Source organism: Ruegeria sp. AM7, from assembly GCF_056535965.1.
Genome location: NZ_JBQFJE010000003.1, coordinates 2,025,537 through 2,043,828 on the forward strand (window position 1 = coordinate 2,025,537; position 18,292 = coordinate 2,043,828).

The following is an 18,292-nucleotide window of genomic DNA, read 5'->3' on the forward strand; positions in this document are numbered from 1 at the left end:
CAGTAAGGGTTAAGGAGGCAAGATGACCAAGATCACTATTCGCAAAGCACCGGGTAAATGGAGCGTCCGTTCCGGTGGCGCCATTTTGGGTGAAAGCACAAATGCGCTTGAACTGCTTGAAGGTGATCTGGACCCGGTGATCTATTTCCCCCGCAATGATATTGCGATGGCGTTTCTGGACCAGACCAACAAAGCCACGCATTGCCCCCATAAGGGTGACGCCGTACATTTCTCGATCGTCAATAAGTCATCTGTGACTGAAAACGCGGCGTGGAGCTATGAAAGCCCGATCCCCGAAGTCGCCGATATCAAAGGCTATATCGCGTTTTATCGGCTCGATTCAGTCAAAGTTGAACAAATCTGAGCGGGACTCACATCGCCTCTTTCATCAGGTCGACCATCGCCAGATCTTGACTGACCCGACCGTAAGCCTGCGCCATCGCTGTCAATGTGTGCGGCGGGCAGCCAATTTCTTGAAGGCAAGAGGCGTCAATCACGCGGACTCGACCATCGAAAGCCGACTCGACGACCTGATCTACAGGCTCATCTCGATCCCCGACTGTCAGTTTGTGATAATGAAAGCCCTGACCTGGGGCGGTGACGCCCAGCGTGTGCCGCACTCCATGCGATGCTAACCAGTCCAACAAATTGCGCAGGCCAATGTCCTGATCCGCGTCCGGCACTTTATTTGCTGTGATCCGGCCCTCGCGCGGCAAATGCCTGAGCTGCACCATAGTTGTCGGCGTCCAGATCCGAATGGGCTGCACAAAATCTACAAGTCGCCCGATACGACGCCCGCGCAAGTGGGGGCCCAAACCAAATGTGGCAGTTATCAAGCTGATCGGAGCCTGTGAGACGGCATAGACCGAGGCGAAAAGATCGCACCGCCCACCTACCTTATGTTTCAGCGTCAGGGCATTAAAATGTCCTGCCTCAGCATAAGCGCGCGGCGATCCCAAAGCACGGCTTAACCAAAGGCAATTCATGATGTACGGTGCGTGGTCGCGAAAGCCGATCTGCGATGCTTGTGGGAGGCTGCGCGCTAGCAAGTTCGCTGTACCAAGTACTCCCGATGCCAGAAACACATGCCGCGCTCGCAGTTGAGTTCCGTCATCCAGGTCCAAGCGTACCATCCCCTGCCCCGACAAGATCCGGCTAACACGCCCCGCTCGGACCGAGACGTTCGGCATCTCTTTGAGGCGCGCCTCGACCGCGCGAGCCATGGTCCGAAGCCCGGCATTGGGAGTTTCTGAAGTTCCGTTCAGCAAACGTGGGACACTTTTTTCCAGTCCGTTCTCTAAAAGTTCGTGCCGGGCACCGCCGACCACTTTCAGATCGCGCTGCACAGCTTCGCACGCGGCACAATAGTCCCACCATGTTTCCAGAAACTGTCCCCTTCCCCAAGGGTCATCGCAGTCGTAAACCTGAAGCTGTTTACCCCAGTAATTGGCCAGCCCACCGACTTCGGCGGCAGCAAACATCGGCGGTGCGTCTCCTGATACTTCGGTGCGGTCGGCCAGACACGCGGGCTGTTGTCTTTCATACGCAACCGAGACAATCTTGACCGGCCCACCCTGAGAAGGCTTGGAGGTGGCCCCCGTCACCACAGCCACAGAACCAGAGAAGCCCCGCATAGCTGTAAGTGCTGCGTATGCAGCGGGCCCTGCTCCGACCAATGCAATATCAAAGCTTTGCATGACTCAGCCCCGTCTCCAGCACAGCCGCACGTTGCACATCGCCATTTAAGAGACGGTCAGAACTTGAAAACGTTTTTACAGACCGGCTCACCATGACAGGCAGGCGTAGCGCAATTCGTACCGCAGGCGGATACTCGCCCATCGAGGTTGTAGTCTCAGCGAAGGTCATGGTGCCAACTCTTTTCTGGCAACATGCAAATCTGCGTCAGACCCCAGCACTGGCAGCGCGCAACCCGCGCCCCTCGAACCTAGCCAGAGACGCTGAACGAAACTCTTTAAATACATTACCAACCACTCCCATTCACATGAGTTCTGGTGCTAAAACAGTTCGTTATTCGTTTGGTCGTTCAAAAATATGAAAGCCGAGCAGCCTTACACCATGCACATAATCAAAGTTGCAATAGGTAGTCAGCGCGGAACTCGGGCAGAATGCTCTTGGTTAATATTAACCGAAAGTTAACAACTAGATCAAGAAAAGTTGAGCCAAAGTGTGTTTCAGCCCGTGAAACGTCGATTTTCTTCGGGCAATCAACGAAAACACTGGGCCATGGCGTTCTGTAACCATGGCCAGGGTGCGACACTCAGCGGTTGAAACCAAAAAGCGAGAGTATCAAGTCACTCGGCCTGCTCCCTCAGCGAGACAAGGATATCCACAATAGCATTTACCACTTCGGGGTCGTCCAGAGCCGGATCGGGCATCGACGTTTCAGCAGCGATGGATTGCGGATTATCAAGGAACGCAACAAGCTGGTCTCGGGTCCACTTACCACCCACTTCAGACAATGACTGCGAGTAGTCGAAATCGGTCAGGCCCGCGATCTGACGACCGAAGACTTCGCCCAAAGACGGGGCACTGGTGCTGGGTAACACGCCGAATCCGTGACACTCCGCACAGCCATCCAGGGCCGTTTCTACTGCACTTGCCTTGCGTTCCGGCAGTTCCAGATCAGTGATCTTTGAAACCGCAAACTGAAAGCTGGGATCGAACTCGCCAACTGTCAAACGAACCACTTTTCGCTGATCGGTCCACAAGGCGAGCTCGTTCCCATGTTGATGGACATATCGTATCCGCAGCCCCAGTGGGATACGTTCTGCGAACAGAATGCTCTCTCCGTTGGTACGAATTCGAAACAGGCTGTTCCCGGCCAGCGATCCGGCAATCAAATCCCCATCCCAGGCAGGATGGAAGTCATCAACGTACATCAATGAACTAACAGCCACCGAGGGCAGCCAGGAATACGCCGGCAGCTGGAAGTCGGGATGGCGACCATAGTCCAGCGTATCAGGTAACGGCAATTTGTTGTATCTCGTTCCAAGCGAGACCTGTGGCCATCCATAGTCCTCGCCTTCGCGGATCAGGTTCAGCTCATCCCCGCCGCGCCGGCCATGTTCGACCGTCCACAGTTTGCCGTCCTGGTCCAGCGCTATTCCCTGCATGTTCGAATGACCCTGACTGACAACACGGCTATCGCCGGTGGCCAAATCCACTGCGATCACCTTGCCGTACATCTGGTCCGGGATTTGCGACAATGGCACCGGAGCATAAATTCCGTCTTGCGCATAGTCACCTGCAGCCAAGTACAATGTGCCATTCGCGTCTACACGAAACCGTCCGCCCGCCATATGGCCCTGAATCGCGCGACCTTCGGAGTTGGGTGCAAGGCAGGGTTCTGTCCCGAACAGCACCGTCCAGTCTTCGGCTTTGATTGAGGCAGTTTCAGCAGACGCGCCTTGCAATGGCGCGGTCGAGATTGCCGTGCGATAACAGTTCTCGCCCTCGACCCATTCTGTGAAAGAAACGATCAGTTGATCGTCCACAACATCCACATCATTGTATCGAAAAAAGAAATGCGCGAATTCATAGTCGGGGTTCGCCTCAGCAAACGCCAACATTGCGCTCCAACCGTTCGGGGGTGGGGCAATTTGCAGTTGTTTGGCCTCTGCTCCGCCCGCTTCAAAAAAACCTCCCTCGTGGGTCATAACGATGAGGTCGTTTCCCAAGCTGGCTAACGCGCCGCCGCTACCGACACGTTCGACGGGGATTTCGGTCTCTTGCATATTCAAGGCAGTGAAGATTGTCTCGATCTGTGCGGCCCCATCCAGCGCAACAACAGGCGCAGAGTGTGGCGCGGCCACGGGGCGGCCGCGCAATTCATGCACCTCAAGCATCAAAAGCACGACGGACACAACAAGTGTTATTAGGGTAACGGGTACGATCACCGGGCTCGCCAGTACCCATTTAAGAAAATTCATTCCCTGACCTCAAAATATTTTTGTTTTCGCCGTGCAATCTGGCGCTGCTCGGCCACATAGAACCCTGAAACACAACCGGTATCAACCCGACCGGGTCGTGCCGCGCACAACAAGATCGCTCGCGTTGCACCCTTGCAGCCTTCACGATGAGATCACGCGGCTGTTGAATGATTTCTGGTACGATCCGGTGCAAAATACGTGCGACCATAGCCGGAGGACGCAATGTCGATCACTCGCCGTAGTTTCACTGGAATTCTGGGGGCCGCTGCAATGCTGCCCGCCCCGCTTTGGGCTCAGAGCGATCCTGTCCTGGATGCCATCCGCACGACACTTTACGGAAGCAGTTCTGAATTTGAAGAAGGCATGGCGTTTCTTGTCAAACGCGGAAAGCCAGATGTAATTCCGGCGCTGCTGACGGCGATGCGTTATGGACGTCGGCGCAGTGATGAAATCACGGAAGTCATGCAAACCCTGGCTGGTGAGAATATCGGTGTGGATTGGTTCGACTGGATGATCTGGCAAGAACGCAATCCACAGATCGTACCGCACCCATCGCTGATCCCGTTCAAGCGCGAGGTGCTGTTAGGGATAGACTCGAATTTTGACGATTTCCTGCGCCCTGAATACCTGCAACCCGGCAAAATGAAGATCCGGCTGGAAGAGATCACATGGGGCGGCGTCCAAAAAGACGGCATCCCCTCGCTGGACAATCCGACGCTGATCCCGGCTGCGCGCGCGGACTACATGAAAGACGATGACCTGGTTTTTGGCGTCTCGATCAACGGAGATTCGCGTGCCTATCCGTTGCGGATCATGGGCTGGCACGAGATGTTCAACGACGTGATCGGTGGGGTGCCTCTGGCGTTGGCTTATTGCACGCTCTGCGGATCAGGCATTTTGTTTGAAACGCAGGTGTCGGGGCGCAGCAAACCGCTGGTCTTTGGCTCGTCGGGGTTCCTCTATCGGTCCAACAAGCTGATGTTCGATCGCGAGACCCATTCGCTGTGGAACCAATATACTGGCAAACCCGTCGTCGGCCCGCTGGTCGATAGCGGGATCGAGCTGAAACAGCGCCCCGTGGTGATCACCACTTGGGAAAGCTGGAAAGGGTCGCACCCCGATACCAAAATCCTGTCCCTGAACACCGGGCATCGTCGGAACTATGGCTCGGGCGTGGTTTATCGCGAGTATTTTGCGTCGCCCGAGCTGATGTTCCCGGCACTGGTGGATCAATCGCAGCACCGACAAAAGGATTATATCTTTGCAATCCGTCAGTTCGGCGCGGCACGGGCCTGGCCGCTGGATGCGTTCAACAACACGCGCGTGATCAATGACGCGATTGCCAACCGTCCGCTGGTTCTGATCGGTAATCCCGACAAACGCGCCGTGCGCGCTTATGAGCGCGGGTCAAACCGCTTTGCCGCATCAGAGGGCGGGCTGGTTGATCAGCAGGGCCGCAAATGGCGCCTGACCGAGGAAAAACTGATCGGACCGGACGGTACGGAATTGCCGCGCGTGGCCGGGCATATCTCGTACTGGTTCGCATGGGACAACTATCTGGGCGACGCGGCAACGGTCTATCGCGGCTAGGAATGCTCTTCGGCGGCTGTGGCCGCCAGCGCACGGTTATAAGCCTTAAGCGCATCTATGTGATAAAGTGCGCCGACCGGGTTTTCGCACCCGTCATCGTCGATCACTACGACCGGGATACAAGGGATATCCTCGCGGTCGAAATAGGGCATCGCGGCCTCGAGCGTCGCGCTGGCCTGCACACACAAGCCCTGCTCGATCAGCGCCTGTGCCTCATCGCGGCTGATCGATCGGGCATCCCCCAAGGGCCGCATCACCGTCCCAGCACGCAGCATCGCCAGCAGATACGCTTGCGGCCCGGCGGCGAGATGCACATCACGGCGCTCTAGCTGGGTTAAAAAGAACGACCGGTCCACCAATCGCGAGGCAAGCGCGGTCGACATCGAGACCGAGACCATCACGGCCAACCCGATCTGCCAGTCTCCGGTCAGCTCAAAAACGATCATTGTAGTCGAGATCGGTGCGCCCAGAACGGCAGCGGCCACCGCCCCCATTCCGGCGAAAGCATACAAAGTATGTGTCCCCGACACATCCGGCAGCAACCCAGTGGCGATCAGGCCAAAGGCCAACCCAGTCAGCGCCCCCACCATCAGCGACGGCGAAAACACCCCGCCCCCCATACGCCCACCCATGGTGATCGCTACAGCCACGGTCTTAATCACGGCAAACATGATGGCTGCCGATAGAACCAAATCTCCGGTCAGGGCACGGATCGTAGTTTCGTAGCCCACACCGATGATATGGGGAAACCAGATGGCGATCAGACCAAGCATCGCCCCAGACACGGCCGGGCGCAGCCAACCCGGCAAGGACAGGCGAGTCTGGATGTGATTGCCGATGTCTTCGGCAAAGAAGATCGAACGCATTAGCAATAGCGCCACCAGGCCGCAGATCAGGCCAAGGATCAGAAAGGCCGGCAACTCGACATAGAACTGCAGCGATCCGGGGGTATCCAGGGTAAACTCGGTCACGTCGCCATATTCCAGCCGGTTGATCACTGTTCCCGCAACTGAGGCGATCACGATCGGCGCAAATGCATGAACCGCGAAATGGCGCAGCACCACCTCAAGCGCGAACAGCGCGCCTGCTATGGGCGAGTTAAAGCTGGCCGAAACCGCCGCCGCCACTGCGCAACCCAACAAGTCGCGGCCTGTTATCCCATCCGCGTGGATACGGTTCGACACCCAGGTCGAAATCACCCCGGCCATATGCACCACCGGCCCCTCGCGCCCCGTGGACCCACCGGTGCTAAGCGTGATCAGCGAGGCGAACAGGGATGCGATCCCTGCCTTGCCTTCGACCCGGCCATCAGTCAGCGCCGCGCCTTCGATCACATCCGCGACCGAACGCACGCGCCCGTCATCTGTGAACTTGTGTAGGATGATACCTACGATCAGACCTCCGATGATCGGCGTTATCAGCACGATGAACCACGGCAGTTTCTCGACATGGGAATGCAGCAGCAGGATATCTTCGGTGTCGTAGACCCACGCCTGCAGCGCCCGGATCCCCTTGCGGAACCCCAGCGCCATGAACCCGGCGGCGATGCCGATGGCCAGAGCGATGAACCAGAACTGGATCTGGCTTGGCCCCCGCCGTCGCATTACCCGCCAGCCATCCTTCATCGCGGCCAAAGCCTGATGCAGTTGGTTGCGCAGAACGGTGCGGGTTGACTGGGTCATGTGCCCTCGGGGATCAGAAGATATCCCTTACTAAGCCACGGAGGGCACAGATAAAAGCCGGATCGCGCGTCTGTGAGGCGCTATGCGTCCAACAGGGCACGGGCGGCGGCGCGGGCCTGATCCGTGATCGTGTCGCCCGCGACCATGCGCGCGATCTCATCCACGCGGTCCGGTTCGGCCAGCGGGATGACGGTGGACAGGGTCAGCCCGTCGGTCACTTGTTTCTGCACCCGCCAGTGATGAGCCGCGCGGGCCGCGACCTGTGGCGAATGCGTCACCACCAGCACCTGCCCGCCCTGCGCCAGAGAAGCCAGACGCCGCCCAACCGCATCCGCAGTTGCGCCGCCGACGCCGCGGTCAATCTCATCAAAGATCATGGTGCGGGCGCTGTCATCGCCGGTCAGACAGACCTTGAGCGCCAGCAGAAACCGGCTGAGTTCCCCGCCCGAGGCGATCTTGTTCAGCGGCCCGGAGGGCGCGCCGGGGTTGGTGGCGACGGTGAAGGCCACCGCGTCAATCCCTTCGGGGCCCGGATCGGTGGAGGTGAGTTCGGTCTGGAATACTGCGCGTTCCATTTTCAGCGGTGCCAGTTCCGCCATAACAGCCGCGTCCAACTGCCCCGCCGCCTGTTGACGTGCAGCACTGAGTCTGGCCGCTGCCTGATCATAGGCCTGCTGCGCAACTGCAACCGCCGCGCGCTGGTCGGCCAGATCGGCATCGCCTGCGTCCAGCTTGTTCAGGCGGTCACGCAGCGTATCAGCGAAGGCGCCAAGATCGTCGGGGGCAACGTCATGTTTGCGGGCCAGAGCGCGGATTGCGAACAAACGTTCCTCGGCCTGTTCCAACTCCGCCGGATTGAACTCCAGCGCCTGCAGGCAAGCATTCACACCGTCCTGCGCCTCGCCCAACTCAATCAGAGCCCGGCCCAAGGCGGCGATCGGCTCCTCCAACTGACCGCCGGCGCTGTCAGACACGCCCTCCAGCCAGCGCACGGCATCGGACATGGCCGTTTCGGCACCGTTCCCGCCCAATAGATCAAACGCGCGGGCCACGTCATCACGGATGCGCTCAGCCCCTTGCATCATGCGGCGGCGGGCGTCCAGATCGGCATCCTCGCCCGGTTGCGGGTCCAGCTTGTCCAGCTCAGCCACAGCGTGGCGTAAGAATTCCTCTTCTGCGCGCATAGCGGCCAGCGCTGCTTCGGTCTCAGCCAGCGCTTTGCGCAGCCGCGACATATCAGTCCAAGCGGTGCGTACCGCAGCCAGATCATCCGAAACGCCGGCATAATCGTCCAGCATCGCCCGATGCCCGCGCGGGTTCAGCAAACCCCGGTCATCATGCTGGCCATGCAGCTCCACCAGGGTCTCGGACAACGCCCGCAACACCTCGCCCGAGCAGCGCCGGTCATTGACCCACGCGGTTTTGCGCCCCTCGGCGGTGTTCACCCGGCGCAGGATCAGTTCCTCGCCGCCCGGCAGCCCGGCCTCGGCCAGAATCGCATGGGCGGGGTGATCTTCGGACAGCTCGAACTCGGCCACCACCTCGCCCTGGGCGGCCCCTTGACGGACCAGTTCGGCCCGACCGCGCCAGCCCAGCACGAAACCCAGCGAATCCAGAAGGATCGACTTGCCCGCACCCGTCTCACCCGTCAACGCGTTCAGGCCCGGTTGGAAATTCAACTCCAACCGGTCGATGATCAGCATGTCGCGGATATCAAGGGCGCGCAGCATCGGATCCTAGCGTCCCGGAGCTTTGGCCATGCGATTACAACCACTCACCTTTGACGGTCTGGCGGTAAATTGTGCTAAGCCAGTTGTTGCCACGGCTCTTAAGGTCAAGCCCGCGCGACGTCAGTAATTTGTAGCCCGCGTCATACCACTCGGAAGATTGGTAATTGAATCCCAATATTGCCCCGGCCGACTGTGCCTCATCTACCAGACCCAGCGACAGATACGCTTCGATCAGACGATAGAGCGCTTCGGCGGTGTGGGAGGTAGTCTGAAAATCCTCAACCACAACGCGGAAGCGGTTGATAGCCGCAGTGTAGTGATCCTGACGCAAATAATAGCGCCCGATCTCCATCTCCTTGCCGGCCAGATGGTCGAAGGCCAGATCAAACTTCAGAACGGCAGAAGTTGCATATTCGCTGTCAGGATAGACTTCGATCACGGTCCGCAACGATTGCAACGCCTGGAACGTCAGCCCCTGATCTCGTCCAACCTCGTCGATTTGGTCATAGTAGCTAAGCGCCAGAAGGTACTGGGCATAAGCTGCATCCTCATCCGCCGGATAAAAATCTATGAACCGCTGTGCCGCAGCACGGCTTTCTTCATAATTTTTGTCGGAATGATACGAGAAGGCCTGCATGATCAGCGCTCGCTTGGCCCAATCGGAATAAGGGTACAAGCGCTCGACTTCAGAGAAGTACCACGCCGCGTCGTCCTGCCGATTCTGCGACAGCTCGAACTCGCCGCGCGTGAATATCTGTTCAGGAGTGAACCCCTCAAGATTCTGGTTGCGGTCAGCCCCCTGGCCTCCGCATGCTGTCAAAACTGCTGTCAGAAGTAACGCGCCCGCGAATCTGACTGCCGCCTTGGTGCCACCCATTCCGCCTATCCTTGTCGTCTTGCTTGTCGAGGCACGCCCCGGTTTGAGGCTTGGTCTATCACATATAATTCCGGGGCAAAACGCCTTAGTCTGCCTACTGTCGGAATTGTCGACAGAGTTGATCCAATCAAGCGACTTCGGGAATTTCGTTCCAAACCAACCCTTGCCCTGGCAGACGCGCAGCTTGTTCCGGCGTGCACAGGATCGGGCGAACTGCGCCGGGGGTCTCAAACAACTTGCGCAGCAGAGTGTTGGTCATCGCATGTCCCGACTTATCACCGGTAAAGTGGCCGAGAATCGGACCTCCTGCCAGATAAAGATCGCCTAGTGCGTCCAGCATTTTGTGGCGCACGGCTTCGTCAGAGTGACGGAACCCGCCGGGTGTCAGAACTTCGTTCCCTTGCACGACGACCGCGTTTTCCAGCGTTCCACCAAGGGCCAAACCGTTTTCGCGCATCGCTTCAACATCTGTGCGGCGGCAGAAAGTGCGGCAATCGCTGAGTTCCCGCGCAAATGAGCCGTTACGCATGTCCAGAGTTTTGGTCTGGCGTCCGATGGCGCTGTCCTCAAAATCAATGTGGAAGTCGATAATCAGACCGTCGGCAGGCGCAATCGAAGCACTCGCTCCTTCCCGCGAAGCAGTCACGGGCTTTAATACTTCGTAGGCCAGAACCGGGCTGGCCTGACGACGCACGCCCTTGGCCATGATCCCACGCACAAATTCGATTGACGATCCATCCATGATCGGAACTTCGGGACCATCAATCTCAATCAGCGCGTTGTGGACACCACATCCGGCCAGCGCAGCCATTATATGTTCAACCGTCGACACCGAAGCGCCCGCATCATTGATCAGCCGGGTGCAGAGCGGAGTCCGCTCGACCACATCATAGATAGCAGGGACCAGTGCATTGCCCAGTTCAATATCCGTACGTTTAAACCAGATGCCATGGCCAGCTGCCGCCGGTTTCAGCACCATATTCGCAGGCTTGCCGCTATGCAGCCCGACACCGGTAAACGTGATCGGAGATTTGAGCGTATGTTGCAATTTGGGCCTCGGTGAGTGGTGTCCGACCTAGTTTGGCCGTGTTGACATCTCAGTTAAGGAACGCGGGCAAAAGGCTCAACTCACTCTTTGTAACCGAATGAAACATGAATGTAACAGATCGGCAAAAGCCTGCTTACACCCGGTTACACAATTGATTTAAAACGAAAAAGGGCCGCCAAACAGCAGCCCTTCTTAATCAATTTGTTACCGCGATCAGTTGGCTTGACGCCGCAAGAAGGCCGGAATTTCAATCCGATCTTGCTCGGGGTCTGCCTCGTCATGCGCCGGCGCCGTAGCGTCAGATTGGCGCATCACGGGCTGTTGGCGCTGGGGCTGTGCCGGCGTATCGGCCGCGTGGCCGGTCATTCTGTCGATCAGCCGGTTAAACCCAAACCGGGGACGATCCGCATCAGATTGAGGTGCGGGCGCCGGCGCAGCCGTTGGCTGAGGCCGCGGTGCCGCGTACCCACGATCAGACGGTGGAACATTCTGAACCGCTGCCTGTAAACGCTGCAGCGCTTCCGGTGATGGTGTCCCAGCAGCTGGCTGCGGTTGAGGCGCGACATAGCTGTCGGTCGCAGTTTCAACCGGATCAGGCGTCGGCTCGAATTCAGCTACACGCGGCTGATAAGCCGGAGGAGGCAGGTCATCGTCATCCTGTTCGGCGCGCGGCTGGAACTGAGGCTCTTCAGCCGCTTCGAACAGCGAAGGCTCACGAGCCGGTTCGGCCTCTGCAGGTTCGGGCGCGGAAAGATAGGTGTCTTCCTGCGCAGGCTCTTCCGCCGACACAGTGCGCGTCAACGGGGCTGACATCGAGCGACGCGCAACCGGCACGTCCTCGGATTTCTCGGTCGCGTCAATGCCAGTGGCAACGACCGAAACCCGCATTCCGCCTTCCATGGCCGTGTCCAGGGTCGAGCCTACGATGATGTTCGCCTCGGGGTCGACTTCTTCGCGGATACGGTTGGCCGCCTCGTCCAACTCGAACAGGGTAAGATCATGCGACCCGGTGATGTTGATCAGGACACCCTTGGCACCTTTCAGGCTGATTTCATCCAGCAGCGGGTTGGCAATCGCCTTCTCGGCAGCCTGAACCGCGCGATCCTCGCCGGTGGCCTCGCCTGTTCCCATCATGGCTTTGCCCATCTCGTCCATCACGGCGCGAACATCCGCAAAGTCGAGGTTGATCAGGCCCGGACGCACCATCAGGTCAGTCACGCCTTTGACGCCCTGATACAGGACATCATCAGCCATCGAGAACGCCTCGGTGAAGGTCGTCTTTTCATTGGCCAGACGGAACAGGTTCTGGTTCGGGATGATGATCAGCGTGTCGACGACCTTTTGCAGCGATTCAACGCCGTCTTCGGCCTGACGCATCCGCTTGGCGCCTTCGAACTGGAAGGGCTTGGTCACAACGCCCACGGTCAGCACGCCCAATTCGCGCGCGGCTTGCGCGATGATCGGCGCTGCACCCGTTCCGGTGCCCCCGCCCATACCGGCGGTGATGAAACACATATGCGCGCCAGCCAGATGATCCACGATCTGCTCGATGCTTTCCTCGGCGGCTGCGGCACCTACGGTCGGACGCGCCCCTGCGCCCAGGCCTTCGGTGACTTTCACGCCCAGTTGCACACGAGCCGACGACTGGCTCTGCTGCAACGCCTGGGCGTCGGTGTTGGCGACCACGAAATCCACGCCATCCAACTGTTTTTCAATCATGTTATTGACGGCATTGCCGCCTGCCCCGCCTACGCCAAATACCGTAATCCGAGGCTTCAATTCATCGTGCCCGGGCATCGAAAGATTCAATGTCATGCTTCTGTCCGCCTGTTTATATGCTCCGCCAACGCGGTGTTTTTCTTACCTATCCTGCCACAATTCTACCGACCGAAACCGCAAACGTCACGCCAAAAATCGCCAGAATCCACAAAATATGGAGGAAATAAGGCGTTCCACGCCAGTATTTCGTATTGTTTGCCAGATGTTGCGGAACGAACTCAATCCAGCACAACAGATGCGACCGCCGCGCCGTAGATTACGAGCATGTCACATACGGATTTATCGTCTTTACAAGGCGCGGAAAACTGCTCGGGTCCTCACGCATGGCCTCTGTCGGACCTTGTGGATATCTTGCTGGATTCGACGTTCATCCGCAAGGGAATTCTTCAACCAATAGGAGTACTTGGACAGTTCAGTCCCTCATCAGAAATCTCTCTCACAATCTGGATTTCGGTATTCGCCAATGTCGCCAGGCGAACCATGAAACTACCATTGTGCACGAAAGACCACCAGCACACGGGAAATCCATCGGCATCGTCGTCGTACAGGAAACAAAGCTGGCCATCAGGGGTTGTAATTTTTCCGTAAACGCAACCCCTACCCTCCATGCGCCAGACTGAGAGACTCGGGCTCAGGAACTCTTCGGCGCCAACCAAGCCACCGTTATGGAAATCGTAGAATTTGACGGTCTTGCCTACAACGGCACCCAGAAAAGCCTCGGGTGTGATCAGGGTCTGACCCTGAACCAAGCCGGGAATCGCGACAAAAAGTGCCGCGACCAGTGCTTTACCAATTGTCACGGAACCAACGGACAGCCCGCTTGAACGGGCGTGCGGCATGGGTGTCGACAGGGATTTCGAAGTCCCACCATTCGTCCTGCGGATGCGCCGCAAACAAGCTGAGCCCCACCACAGAAGAAAATCCCGGACCAGTCGCCGATTGCGGCAACCCGTGAACACGCAGGGGCCGGCCAAGACGAACGCGCTGCCCCAGAATACGAGTCGCCAAACCGTCCAAACCCATAATCTGGCTTCCTCCACCGGTCAGAACGATCTGCTGGCTGGGCAGATGATCGAACCCGGCAGCATCCAGTCGAATGCGGACCTCTTCCAAAATCTCTTCTACACGAGGACGCATGATGCCGATCAACTCGGCGCGGCTGACGGTGCGCCGGTCATGTTCCCAATCTCCGGTATCGCCGCCGATGTCGATCAGGTCGCGGTCATCCGCTCCAGTAGCATGCACGCCGCCGTTGAAGGTCTTGATGCGTTCGGCCACATTCGCAGGAACGCCAAGCCCCATCGAGATATCCGACGTCACATGATCGCCGCCCATGCGTACGCAATCGGCATAAATCATGTGTTTTTTCATAAAGATAGACACACTTGTCGTGCCGCCACCCATATCAATACAAGCCGCGCCCAACTCTTGCTCATCTTCAACCAGAGCGGAAATGCCCGAGACATAGGCCGAATTCGCGATCCCGGCCAATTCCAGATCGCAGCGCTTGATGCAGCGCACGATATTCTGAATGGCAACCGCATCAACTGTCAGCATGTGCATATCGACCGCAAGGGTCTGACCCATCTGCCCCCGAGGGTCGATAAGGCCCGAGCGATTGTCCAACGCAAAGTTCACCGGCTGTGCGTGCAGTACCTCGCGACCCGCGCCGTAGTCCGGCACGTCGCAGGCGTTCAACACACGTCCGACCTCGGCTTCGCTGACCACCTGTCCTTCCAGATCGACCTGCGCATCCAACCCATAAGACCGGGGGTTCGCGCCCGAGAAGCAGGCGATCACGTGATCGACCCGAATATCGGCCATCTTCTGCGCAGCTTGCAGAGCGGTCCGGATGGCGCGCTCGGTTTCCTGCATCGCAGTGACTTCGCCAAACTGTACCCCGCGCGAACGTGTGGTCGCAGCGCCGATAACCCGGAACCCGGTCTGACCGGCCAGAGACCCGATGCTGTTGTCCTCACTTAACCGCCCTGTTCCGTCGAAACGCAGCACCAAGCAGGAAATCTTTGAACTTCCCACATCCAGAATCGCAACAACACCGCGTTGCATCGCCTGTCTGCGCATCTGCCGCATGGCCCGTTGGGACTGATAGAGATCGGTCATCATGGTCGTTACTGCCTGCTACTCACGTCTGTTTTTGTACTCCACCAGTCTTCGCTGGCAGCTTTGGTCATTCTTATGGTTGGACGTTGTCCGAGCCGCATATCCACAACGGCCACGTCACGTTCCAACAGGTCCTGCACCTCATTAACCGCCAAGACGCGTTCCAGTGCGCGCACGGGCCGATCGGTTGGCAGCATGATGCGCTGACCTCGGTCAAGAACCAGATCCCAGCGGCGTTCGCCAATTCGAACAAGACCCCGCACACGCGCCCCAAGGCTGCGCGCTGTTGTCAGTAGTTGCAGTGCCTCAGCGACATGTTCGTCCGCGCCCTTTCCTGCAATAAGCGGCAGAGTCGCGTGGTCCTTGCGGGAGGCGACACGCTCAACATGCGCGCCGGTTTCGTCCAGCAACTCGGTTCCACTGCGCGTGCGCCAGACCACTACGGGTTGGCGTTCAACAACATCAACCTGAAGAATTCCACCGGGGCGAATCCGAACCGTCGCAGATTTGACAGGATCAAGACCTGTAATCGTGTCGCGGATTTGTTCGGCGTCCAGATCCCAGGAGCTGATCGGGAAATCCAGTGGCACAACCTCGCGAATGTCTTCCGAGAGGTTCGGCCCTGCGCCATCAATCGCCATCAAGTTAACCATGAATTCCGGTCTTTGCTGGATCGAGGTCTTGATGTCATTGACATAAGCCACAACCGCCTCTCGCCGGTCCTCTGCACTAAAATACAGCCCCGTAGCCGCGCAAATGGCCAGGATGGGCAACCCATATTTCAGACCGCGGCGTATGCCAGGCGTAAGCATCCAACGTTGTATTCGGTAGCTGAGACGCGACGGAGCCGGGTCGAACCGCTGCGATTTGCGGCCGAACAGTTTCACGCCGCCCAACCGCAGTTTTGGTTCTGTTTCGTGGCGTTCGCCTGACGCGAAATCGGCATCCGGACCCGCCAATGGCTTGGACCGATGAATGACAGGTGCGCGCGTGGCCTTTAACGGTCGCATGAGGCGTCCTCCACCATCCAGGCACACAGCTGGCCAAAGGTCATACCGCAATGTTCCGCTTGCTCGGGCACCAATGAGGTCGGTGTCATTCCGGGCTGGGTATTGGTCTCCAACAAAAACAGACCATCTGCGCCCATGCTGTCATCCCAACGATAATCAGTACGGGTCACACCGCGACAGCCCAATGCGTTATGGGCTTTCAGCGCATATTCCATGCAGCGATCAAAAATATCCTGCGGGATGTCGGCAGGAAGGACATGCCACGAGCCGCCGGGCTTGTATTTGGCATCATAGTCATACCATCCGCCATCAGTCATGATCTCGGTCACGGTCAGAGCGCGATCGCCCATCACGGTCACGGTCAACTCGCGCCCGGCCACGTATTTCTCGACCATCACGTAATCTGGCATGTCGTCGGACAGTTGCGGTGGCCCGTTCGAGCCTTCGTGGACGATATAGATCCCGACACTGGACCCTTCGTTATTGGGCTTGGCCACATAGGGCGGATCCATCACATGTGCGGCGGATACATCGGGCTTGGGCACGATCACGCTGGGAACAACAGGCAAACCTTCGGCGGCGAACACCTCTTTGCTGCGCTGTTTGTCCATCGCCAAAGCCGAGGCCAGCACGCCAGAATGCGTGTACGGAATGCGCATCCACTCCAGCAGGCCCTGCACACAGCCATCTTCCCCCCAGCGCCCATGCAGAGCGTTGAAAACCACATCCGGTTTGATGTCCAAAAGACGCGCATAGAGGTCGGGACCTGCGTCCAGTTCGACCACTTCAAAGCCTTCTCCCTTAAGGGCGGCTGCGCATTCGCGCCCAGAGCTGAGTGACACCTCGCGTTCCGCCGAGGGGCCGCCCATCAATACCGCCACTTTGGGGTGTGTCCTGCTCGACTTACCCACTTAGCGCCTCAATGTCCCCGGACCTTATGCGGTGGTCCGTACTGCGTTTATGCCTTTGATCCGTCGCCTGAATTTGCCTGTTTTGGTCTGACGGTTAGGGCTTTATTCCTTCAACGGGTCACCGACCCGCATGATTTCCCATTCTAGCGTGATGCCGCTTGTTTCGTAAACCTTTTTTCGCACCTCTTCACCCAGACCTTCAAGGTCAGCGGCAGTGGCACCGCCAGTGTTGATCAGGAAATTCGAGTGCTTCTGACTCATCTGCGCGCCACCCTTGGTGGCCCCGCGCATTCCGGCATCGTCAATCACTTTCCACGCCTTCAGATCATGCACGTCATCTGCCCGTCCGGTCGAGGAAAACCCGGCCGGGTTGCGAAAGGTCGAACCTGCGCTGCGGTCTTTGGTGGGTTGGGTTTCATCGCGTTTTTGCAATTGCGCCGCCATCCGGTCATGCAGCGCTTGTGGATCACCCGCGGGCCCCTCGAACGTGGCCGAGATCAGCACCGCCCCGTCGGGCAAATCCGATTGACGATAGCGGAAGTTCAGGTCCTGCGGTGTCATGCCCACGACCTCACCCTGGCGCGTGACTATGGTGGCTTTGCGCAATACATCCGCCGTGTAGCTGCCATAGCAGCCCGCGTTCATCCGCACCGCCCCACCGACCGAGCCCGGAATGGTTCGCAAAAACGTAAGATCTACTCCTGCATCTGCCGCTTTGCGCGCCACATGCGCATCCAGCGCCGCGGCACCCGCTGTGACGGTGTTGCCTGCGACCTCGATCCCGTTGAACCCGCGCCCCAGCCGGATCACCACGGCGCGCAAGCCACCATCACGAACAATCAGGTTTGATCCGACACCCATGGGGAAAACGTCGAAATCTTCGGGCAGGTCGCGCAGAAACGCTTTCAGGTCGTCAATATCTGCAGGTTGGAACAAATAATCCGCCGGACCGCCGACACGAAGCCATGTCAGGTCGTTCAACGCTCGGTTCTGGGTCAGTTTGCCACGGGGTTCAGGAAGAGATGTCATTCCGGTTCCTTCGCGGATTTACTTCCTCCGCGCAAGCCGTAACTGTCACTGAGCCGAACCAAGCATCCGACGCACCCACCGCCCCAGATAGATCACCGGCCAGCGCAGCACGGACATACCCATCGCCAGCACCAGCAGTCCGATCCAGGGGCCGTTCTGCAGGGTGACATAGCCCAATATCGGAATCCCCACCGCGATCAGGACATAGGCGCGGGTCCAGTGGTTGTCTTTGCTGGGGATCATCGCCAGCACATTCGCGGCGATACCCCACAACGCAGCCAGAGCGATTGACCAATTCATTCCTGAACCTCCTGCCCGGTCCAACGGCGCCAGTAGTGACGGATCGGGTTGCGGAACATGGATGCAAAAGCGGCAAAGGCCAGCACCGAAATGAACCAGCCAAAGTCATGACCCAACCAGACGATCAGCGCGGGTGCACTGACAAACAGCACCACGCCTGGCGGAAACTGCAGACGCATCGGCAACATCGCCACGATGGTCGAGGCAATGACCCACAGCCCCGCAAACACCACTGAATTTACCATGCGCCCCTCCGAGGACGTTG

The 18,292-nt window shown here is 58.3% G+C and carries 16 protein-coding genes; 2 read left to right on the forward strand and 14 right to left on the reverse strand.

The features are described 5' to 3' along the window. Positions 1 to 22: 22 nt before the first annotated feature. A complete protein-coding gene (locus ACR3EG_RS14025; protein ID WP_480496938.1) occupies positions 23 to 364 on the forward strand; it encodes a DUF427 domain-containing protein in 342 nt (113 codons plus the stop codon). Positions 365 to 371: 7 nt separating this feature from the next. On the opposite strand, the gene ACR3EG_RS14030 is transcribed toward ACR3EG_RS14025, so the two are convergent. Both ACR3EG_RS14030 and ACR3EG_RS14035 read right to left on the reverse strand, forming a co-directional pair. After that, positions 372 to 1,697, reverse strand: coding sequence for a hypothetical protein (locus ACR3EG_RS14030; protein ID WP_480496937.1), 1,326 nt, complete (start codon positions 1,695 to 1,697; stop codon positions 372 to 374). Between the two features lie 615 nt (positions 1,698 to 2,312). Next, positions 2,313 to 3,950 (reverse strand): PQQ-dependent sugar dehydrogenase, encoded by a 1,638-nt coding sequence (locus ACR3EG_RS14035; RefSeq protein ID WP_480496936.1) that lies wholly within the window; start codon positions 3,948 to 3,950, stop codon positions 2,313 to 2,315. Positions 3,951 to 4,172: 222 nt separating this feature from the next. Between ACR3EG_RS14035 and ACR3EG_RS14040 the strand changes: the two genes are divergently transcribed. Beyond that, positions 4,173 to 5,540: a DUF3179 domain-containing protein gene (locus ACR3EG_RS14040; RefSeq protein ID WP_480496935.1), complete on the forward strand. Its 1,368-nt coding sequence runs from the start codon at positions 4,173 to 4,175 to the stop codon at positions 5,538 to 5,540. Here ACR3EG_RS14040 and ACR3EG_RS14045 read toward each other — a convergent pair. From ACR3EG_RS14045 to ACR3EG_RS14100, 12 genes are all read right to left on the reverse strand, one after another. Continuing rightward, positions 5,537 to 7,222: a chloride channel protein gene (locus ACR3EG_RS14045; RefSeq protein ID WP_170352566.1), complete on the reverse strand. Its 1,686-nt coding sequence runs from the start codon at positions 7,220 to 7,222 to the stop codon at positions 5,537 to 5,539. The genes ACR3EG_RS14040 and ACR3EG_RS14045 overlap by 4 nt on opposite strands. Before the next feature lie 80 nt (positions 7,223 to 7,302). After that, a complete protein-coding gene (gene recN, locus ACR3EG_RS14050; RefSeq protein ID WP_480496934.1) occupies positions 7,303 to 8,952 on the reverse strand; it encodes a DNA repair protein RecN in 1,650 nt (549 codons plus the stop codon). Between the two features lie 34 nt (positions 8,953 to 8,986). After that, positions 8,987 to 9,829 (reverse strand): outer membrane protein assembly factor BamD, encoded by an 843-nt coding sequence (locus ACR3EG_RS14055; protein ID WP_209195103.1) that lies wholly within the window; start codon positions 9,827 to 9,829, stop codon positions 8,987 to 8,989. Positions 9,830 to 9,956: 127 nt separating this feature from the next. Then, positions 9,957 to 10,877, reverse strand: a complete 921-nt coding sequence (lpxC, locus tag ACR3EG_RS14060; RefSeq protein ID WP_209195102.1) for a UDP-3-O-acyl-N-acetylglucosamine deacetylase — start codon at positions 10,875 to 10,877, stop codon at positions 9,957 to 9,959. Positions 10,878 to 11,090: 213 nt separating this feature from the next. Then, a complete protein-coding gene (gene ftsZ, locus ACR3EG_RS14065; RefSeq protein ID WP_480496933.1) occupies positions 11,091 to 12,692 on the reverse strand; it encodes a cell division protein FtsZ in 1,602 nt (533 codons plus the stop codon). A gap of 350 nt (positions 12,693 to 13,042) precedes the next feature. Next, positions 13,043 to 13,456 carry a hypothetical protein gene (locus ACR3EG_RS14070; RefSeq protein WP_480496932.1) on the reverse strand — a complete coding sequence of 138 codons (414 nt, stop codon included), beginning with the start codon at positions 13,454 to 13,456 and terminating at the stop codon, positions 13,043 to 13,045. Beyond that, on the reverse strand, positions 13,443 to 14,777 hold the full coding sequence (gene ftsA, locus ACR3EG_RS14075) for a cell division protein FtsA (protein ID WP_480496931.1): 1,335 nt from the start codon (positions 14,775 to 14,777) through the stop codon (positions 13,443 to 13,445). Before ftsA ends, ACR3EG_RS14070 begins: the two co-directional genes overlap by 14 nt. An 8-nt stretch (positions 14,778 to 14,785) precedes the next feature. Further along, positions 14,786 to 15,787 (reverse strand): cell division protein FtsQ/DivIB, encoded by a 1,002-nt coding sequence (locus ACR3EG_RS14080; protein ID WP_480496930.1) that lies wholly within the window; start codon positions 15,785 to 15,787, stop codon positions 14,786 to 14,788. Further along, positions 15,775 to 16,698: a D-alanine--D-alanine ligase gene (locus ACR3EG_RS14085; protein ID WP_480496929.1), complete on the reverse strand. Its 924-nt coding sequence runs from the start codon at positions 16,696 to 16,698 to the stop codon at positions 15,775 to 15,777. Before ACR3EG_RS14085 ends, ACR3EG_RS14080 begins: the two co-directional genes overlap by 13 nt. A gap of 102 nt (positions 16,699 to 16,800) precedes the next feature. Next, on the reverse strand, positions 16,801 to 17,727 hold the full coding sequence (gene murB, locus ACR3EG_RS14090) for a UDP-N-acetylmuramate dehydrogenase (RefSeq protein WP_480496928.1): 927 nt from the start codon (positions 17,725 to 17,727) through the stop codon (positions 16,801 to 16,803). A gap of 45 nt (positions 17,728 to 17,772) precedes the next feature. Continuing rightward, positions 17,773 to 18,027 carry a DUF2484 family protein gene (locus ACR3EG_RS14095; protein WP_170352558.1) on the reverse strand — a complete coding sequence of 85 codons (255 nt, stop codon included), beginning with the start codon at positions 18,025 to 18,027 and terminating at the stop codon, positions 17,773 to 17,775. Then, positions 18,024 to 18,272, reverse strand: a complete 249-nt coding sequence (locus ACR3EG_RS14100; protein WP_170352557.1) for a DUF2484 family protein — start codon at positions 18,270 to 18,272, stop codon at positions 18,024 to 18,026. Before ACR3EG_RS14100 ends, ACR3EG_RS14095 begins: the two co-directional genes overlap by 4 nt. Positions 18,273 to 18,292 lie beyond the last annotated feature (20 nt).

Bases quoted from the DNA above. Each gene is read 5' to 3' on its own strand.
- ACR3EG_RS14025 (WP_480496938.1), top strand. From the start codon at position 23: ATGACCAAGATCACTATTCGCAAAGCACCGGGTAAATGGAGCGTCCGT.
- ACR3EG_RS14030 (WP_480496937.1), bottom strand. From the start codon at position 1,697: ATGCAAAGCTTTGATATTGCATTGGTCGGAGCAGGGCCCGCTGCATAC.
- ACR3EG_RS14035 (WP_480496936.1), bottom strand. From the start codon at position 3,950: ATGAATTTTCTTAAATGGGTACTGGCGAGCCCGGTGATCGTACCCGTT.
- ACR3EG_RS14040 (WP_480496935.1), top strand. From the start codon at position 4,173: ATGTCGATCACTCGCCGTAGTTTCACTGGAATTCTGGGGGCCGCTGCA.
- ACR3EG_RS14045 (WP_170352566.1), bottom strand. From the start codon at position 7,222: ATGACCCAGTCAACCCGCACCGTTCTGCGCAACCAACTGCATCAGGCT.
- recN (WP_480496934.1), bottom strand. From the start codon at position 8,952: ATGCTGCGCGCCCTTGATATCCGCGACATGCTGATCATCGACCGGTTG.
- ACR3EG_RS14055 (WP_209195103.1), bottom strand. From the start codon at position 9,829: ATGGGTGGCACCAAGGCGGCAGTCAGATTCGCGGGCGCGTTACTTCTG.
- ftsZ (WP_480496933.1), bottom strand. From the start codon at position 12,692: ATGACATTGAATCTTTCGATGCCCGGGCACGATGAATTGAAGCCTCGG.
- ftsA (WP_480496931.1), bottom strand. From the start codon at position 14,777: ATGACCGATCTCTATCAGTCCCAACGGGCCATGCGGCAGATGCGCAGA.
- ACR3EG_RS14080 (WP_480496930.1), bottom strand. From the start codon at position 15,787: ATGCGACCGTTAAAGGCCACGCGCGCACCTGTCATTCATCGGTCCAAG.
- murB (WP_480496928.1), bottom strand. From the start codon at position 17,727: ATGACATCTCTTCCTGAACCCCGTGGCAAACTGACCCAGAACCGAGCG.
- ACR3EG_RS14095 (WP_170352558.1), bottom strand. From the start codon at position 18,027: ATGAATTGGTCAATCGCTCTGGCTGCGTTGTGGGGTATCGCCGCGAAT.
- ACR3EG_RS14100 (WP_170352557.1), bottom strand. From the start codon at position 18,272: ATGGTAAATTCAGTGGTGTTTGCGGGGCTGTGGGTCATTGCCTCGACC.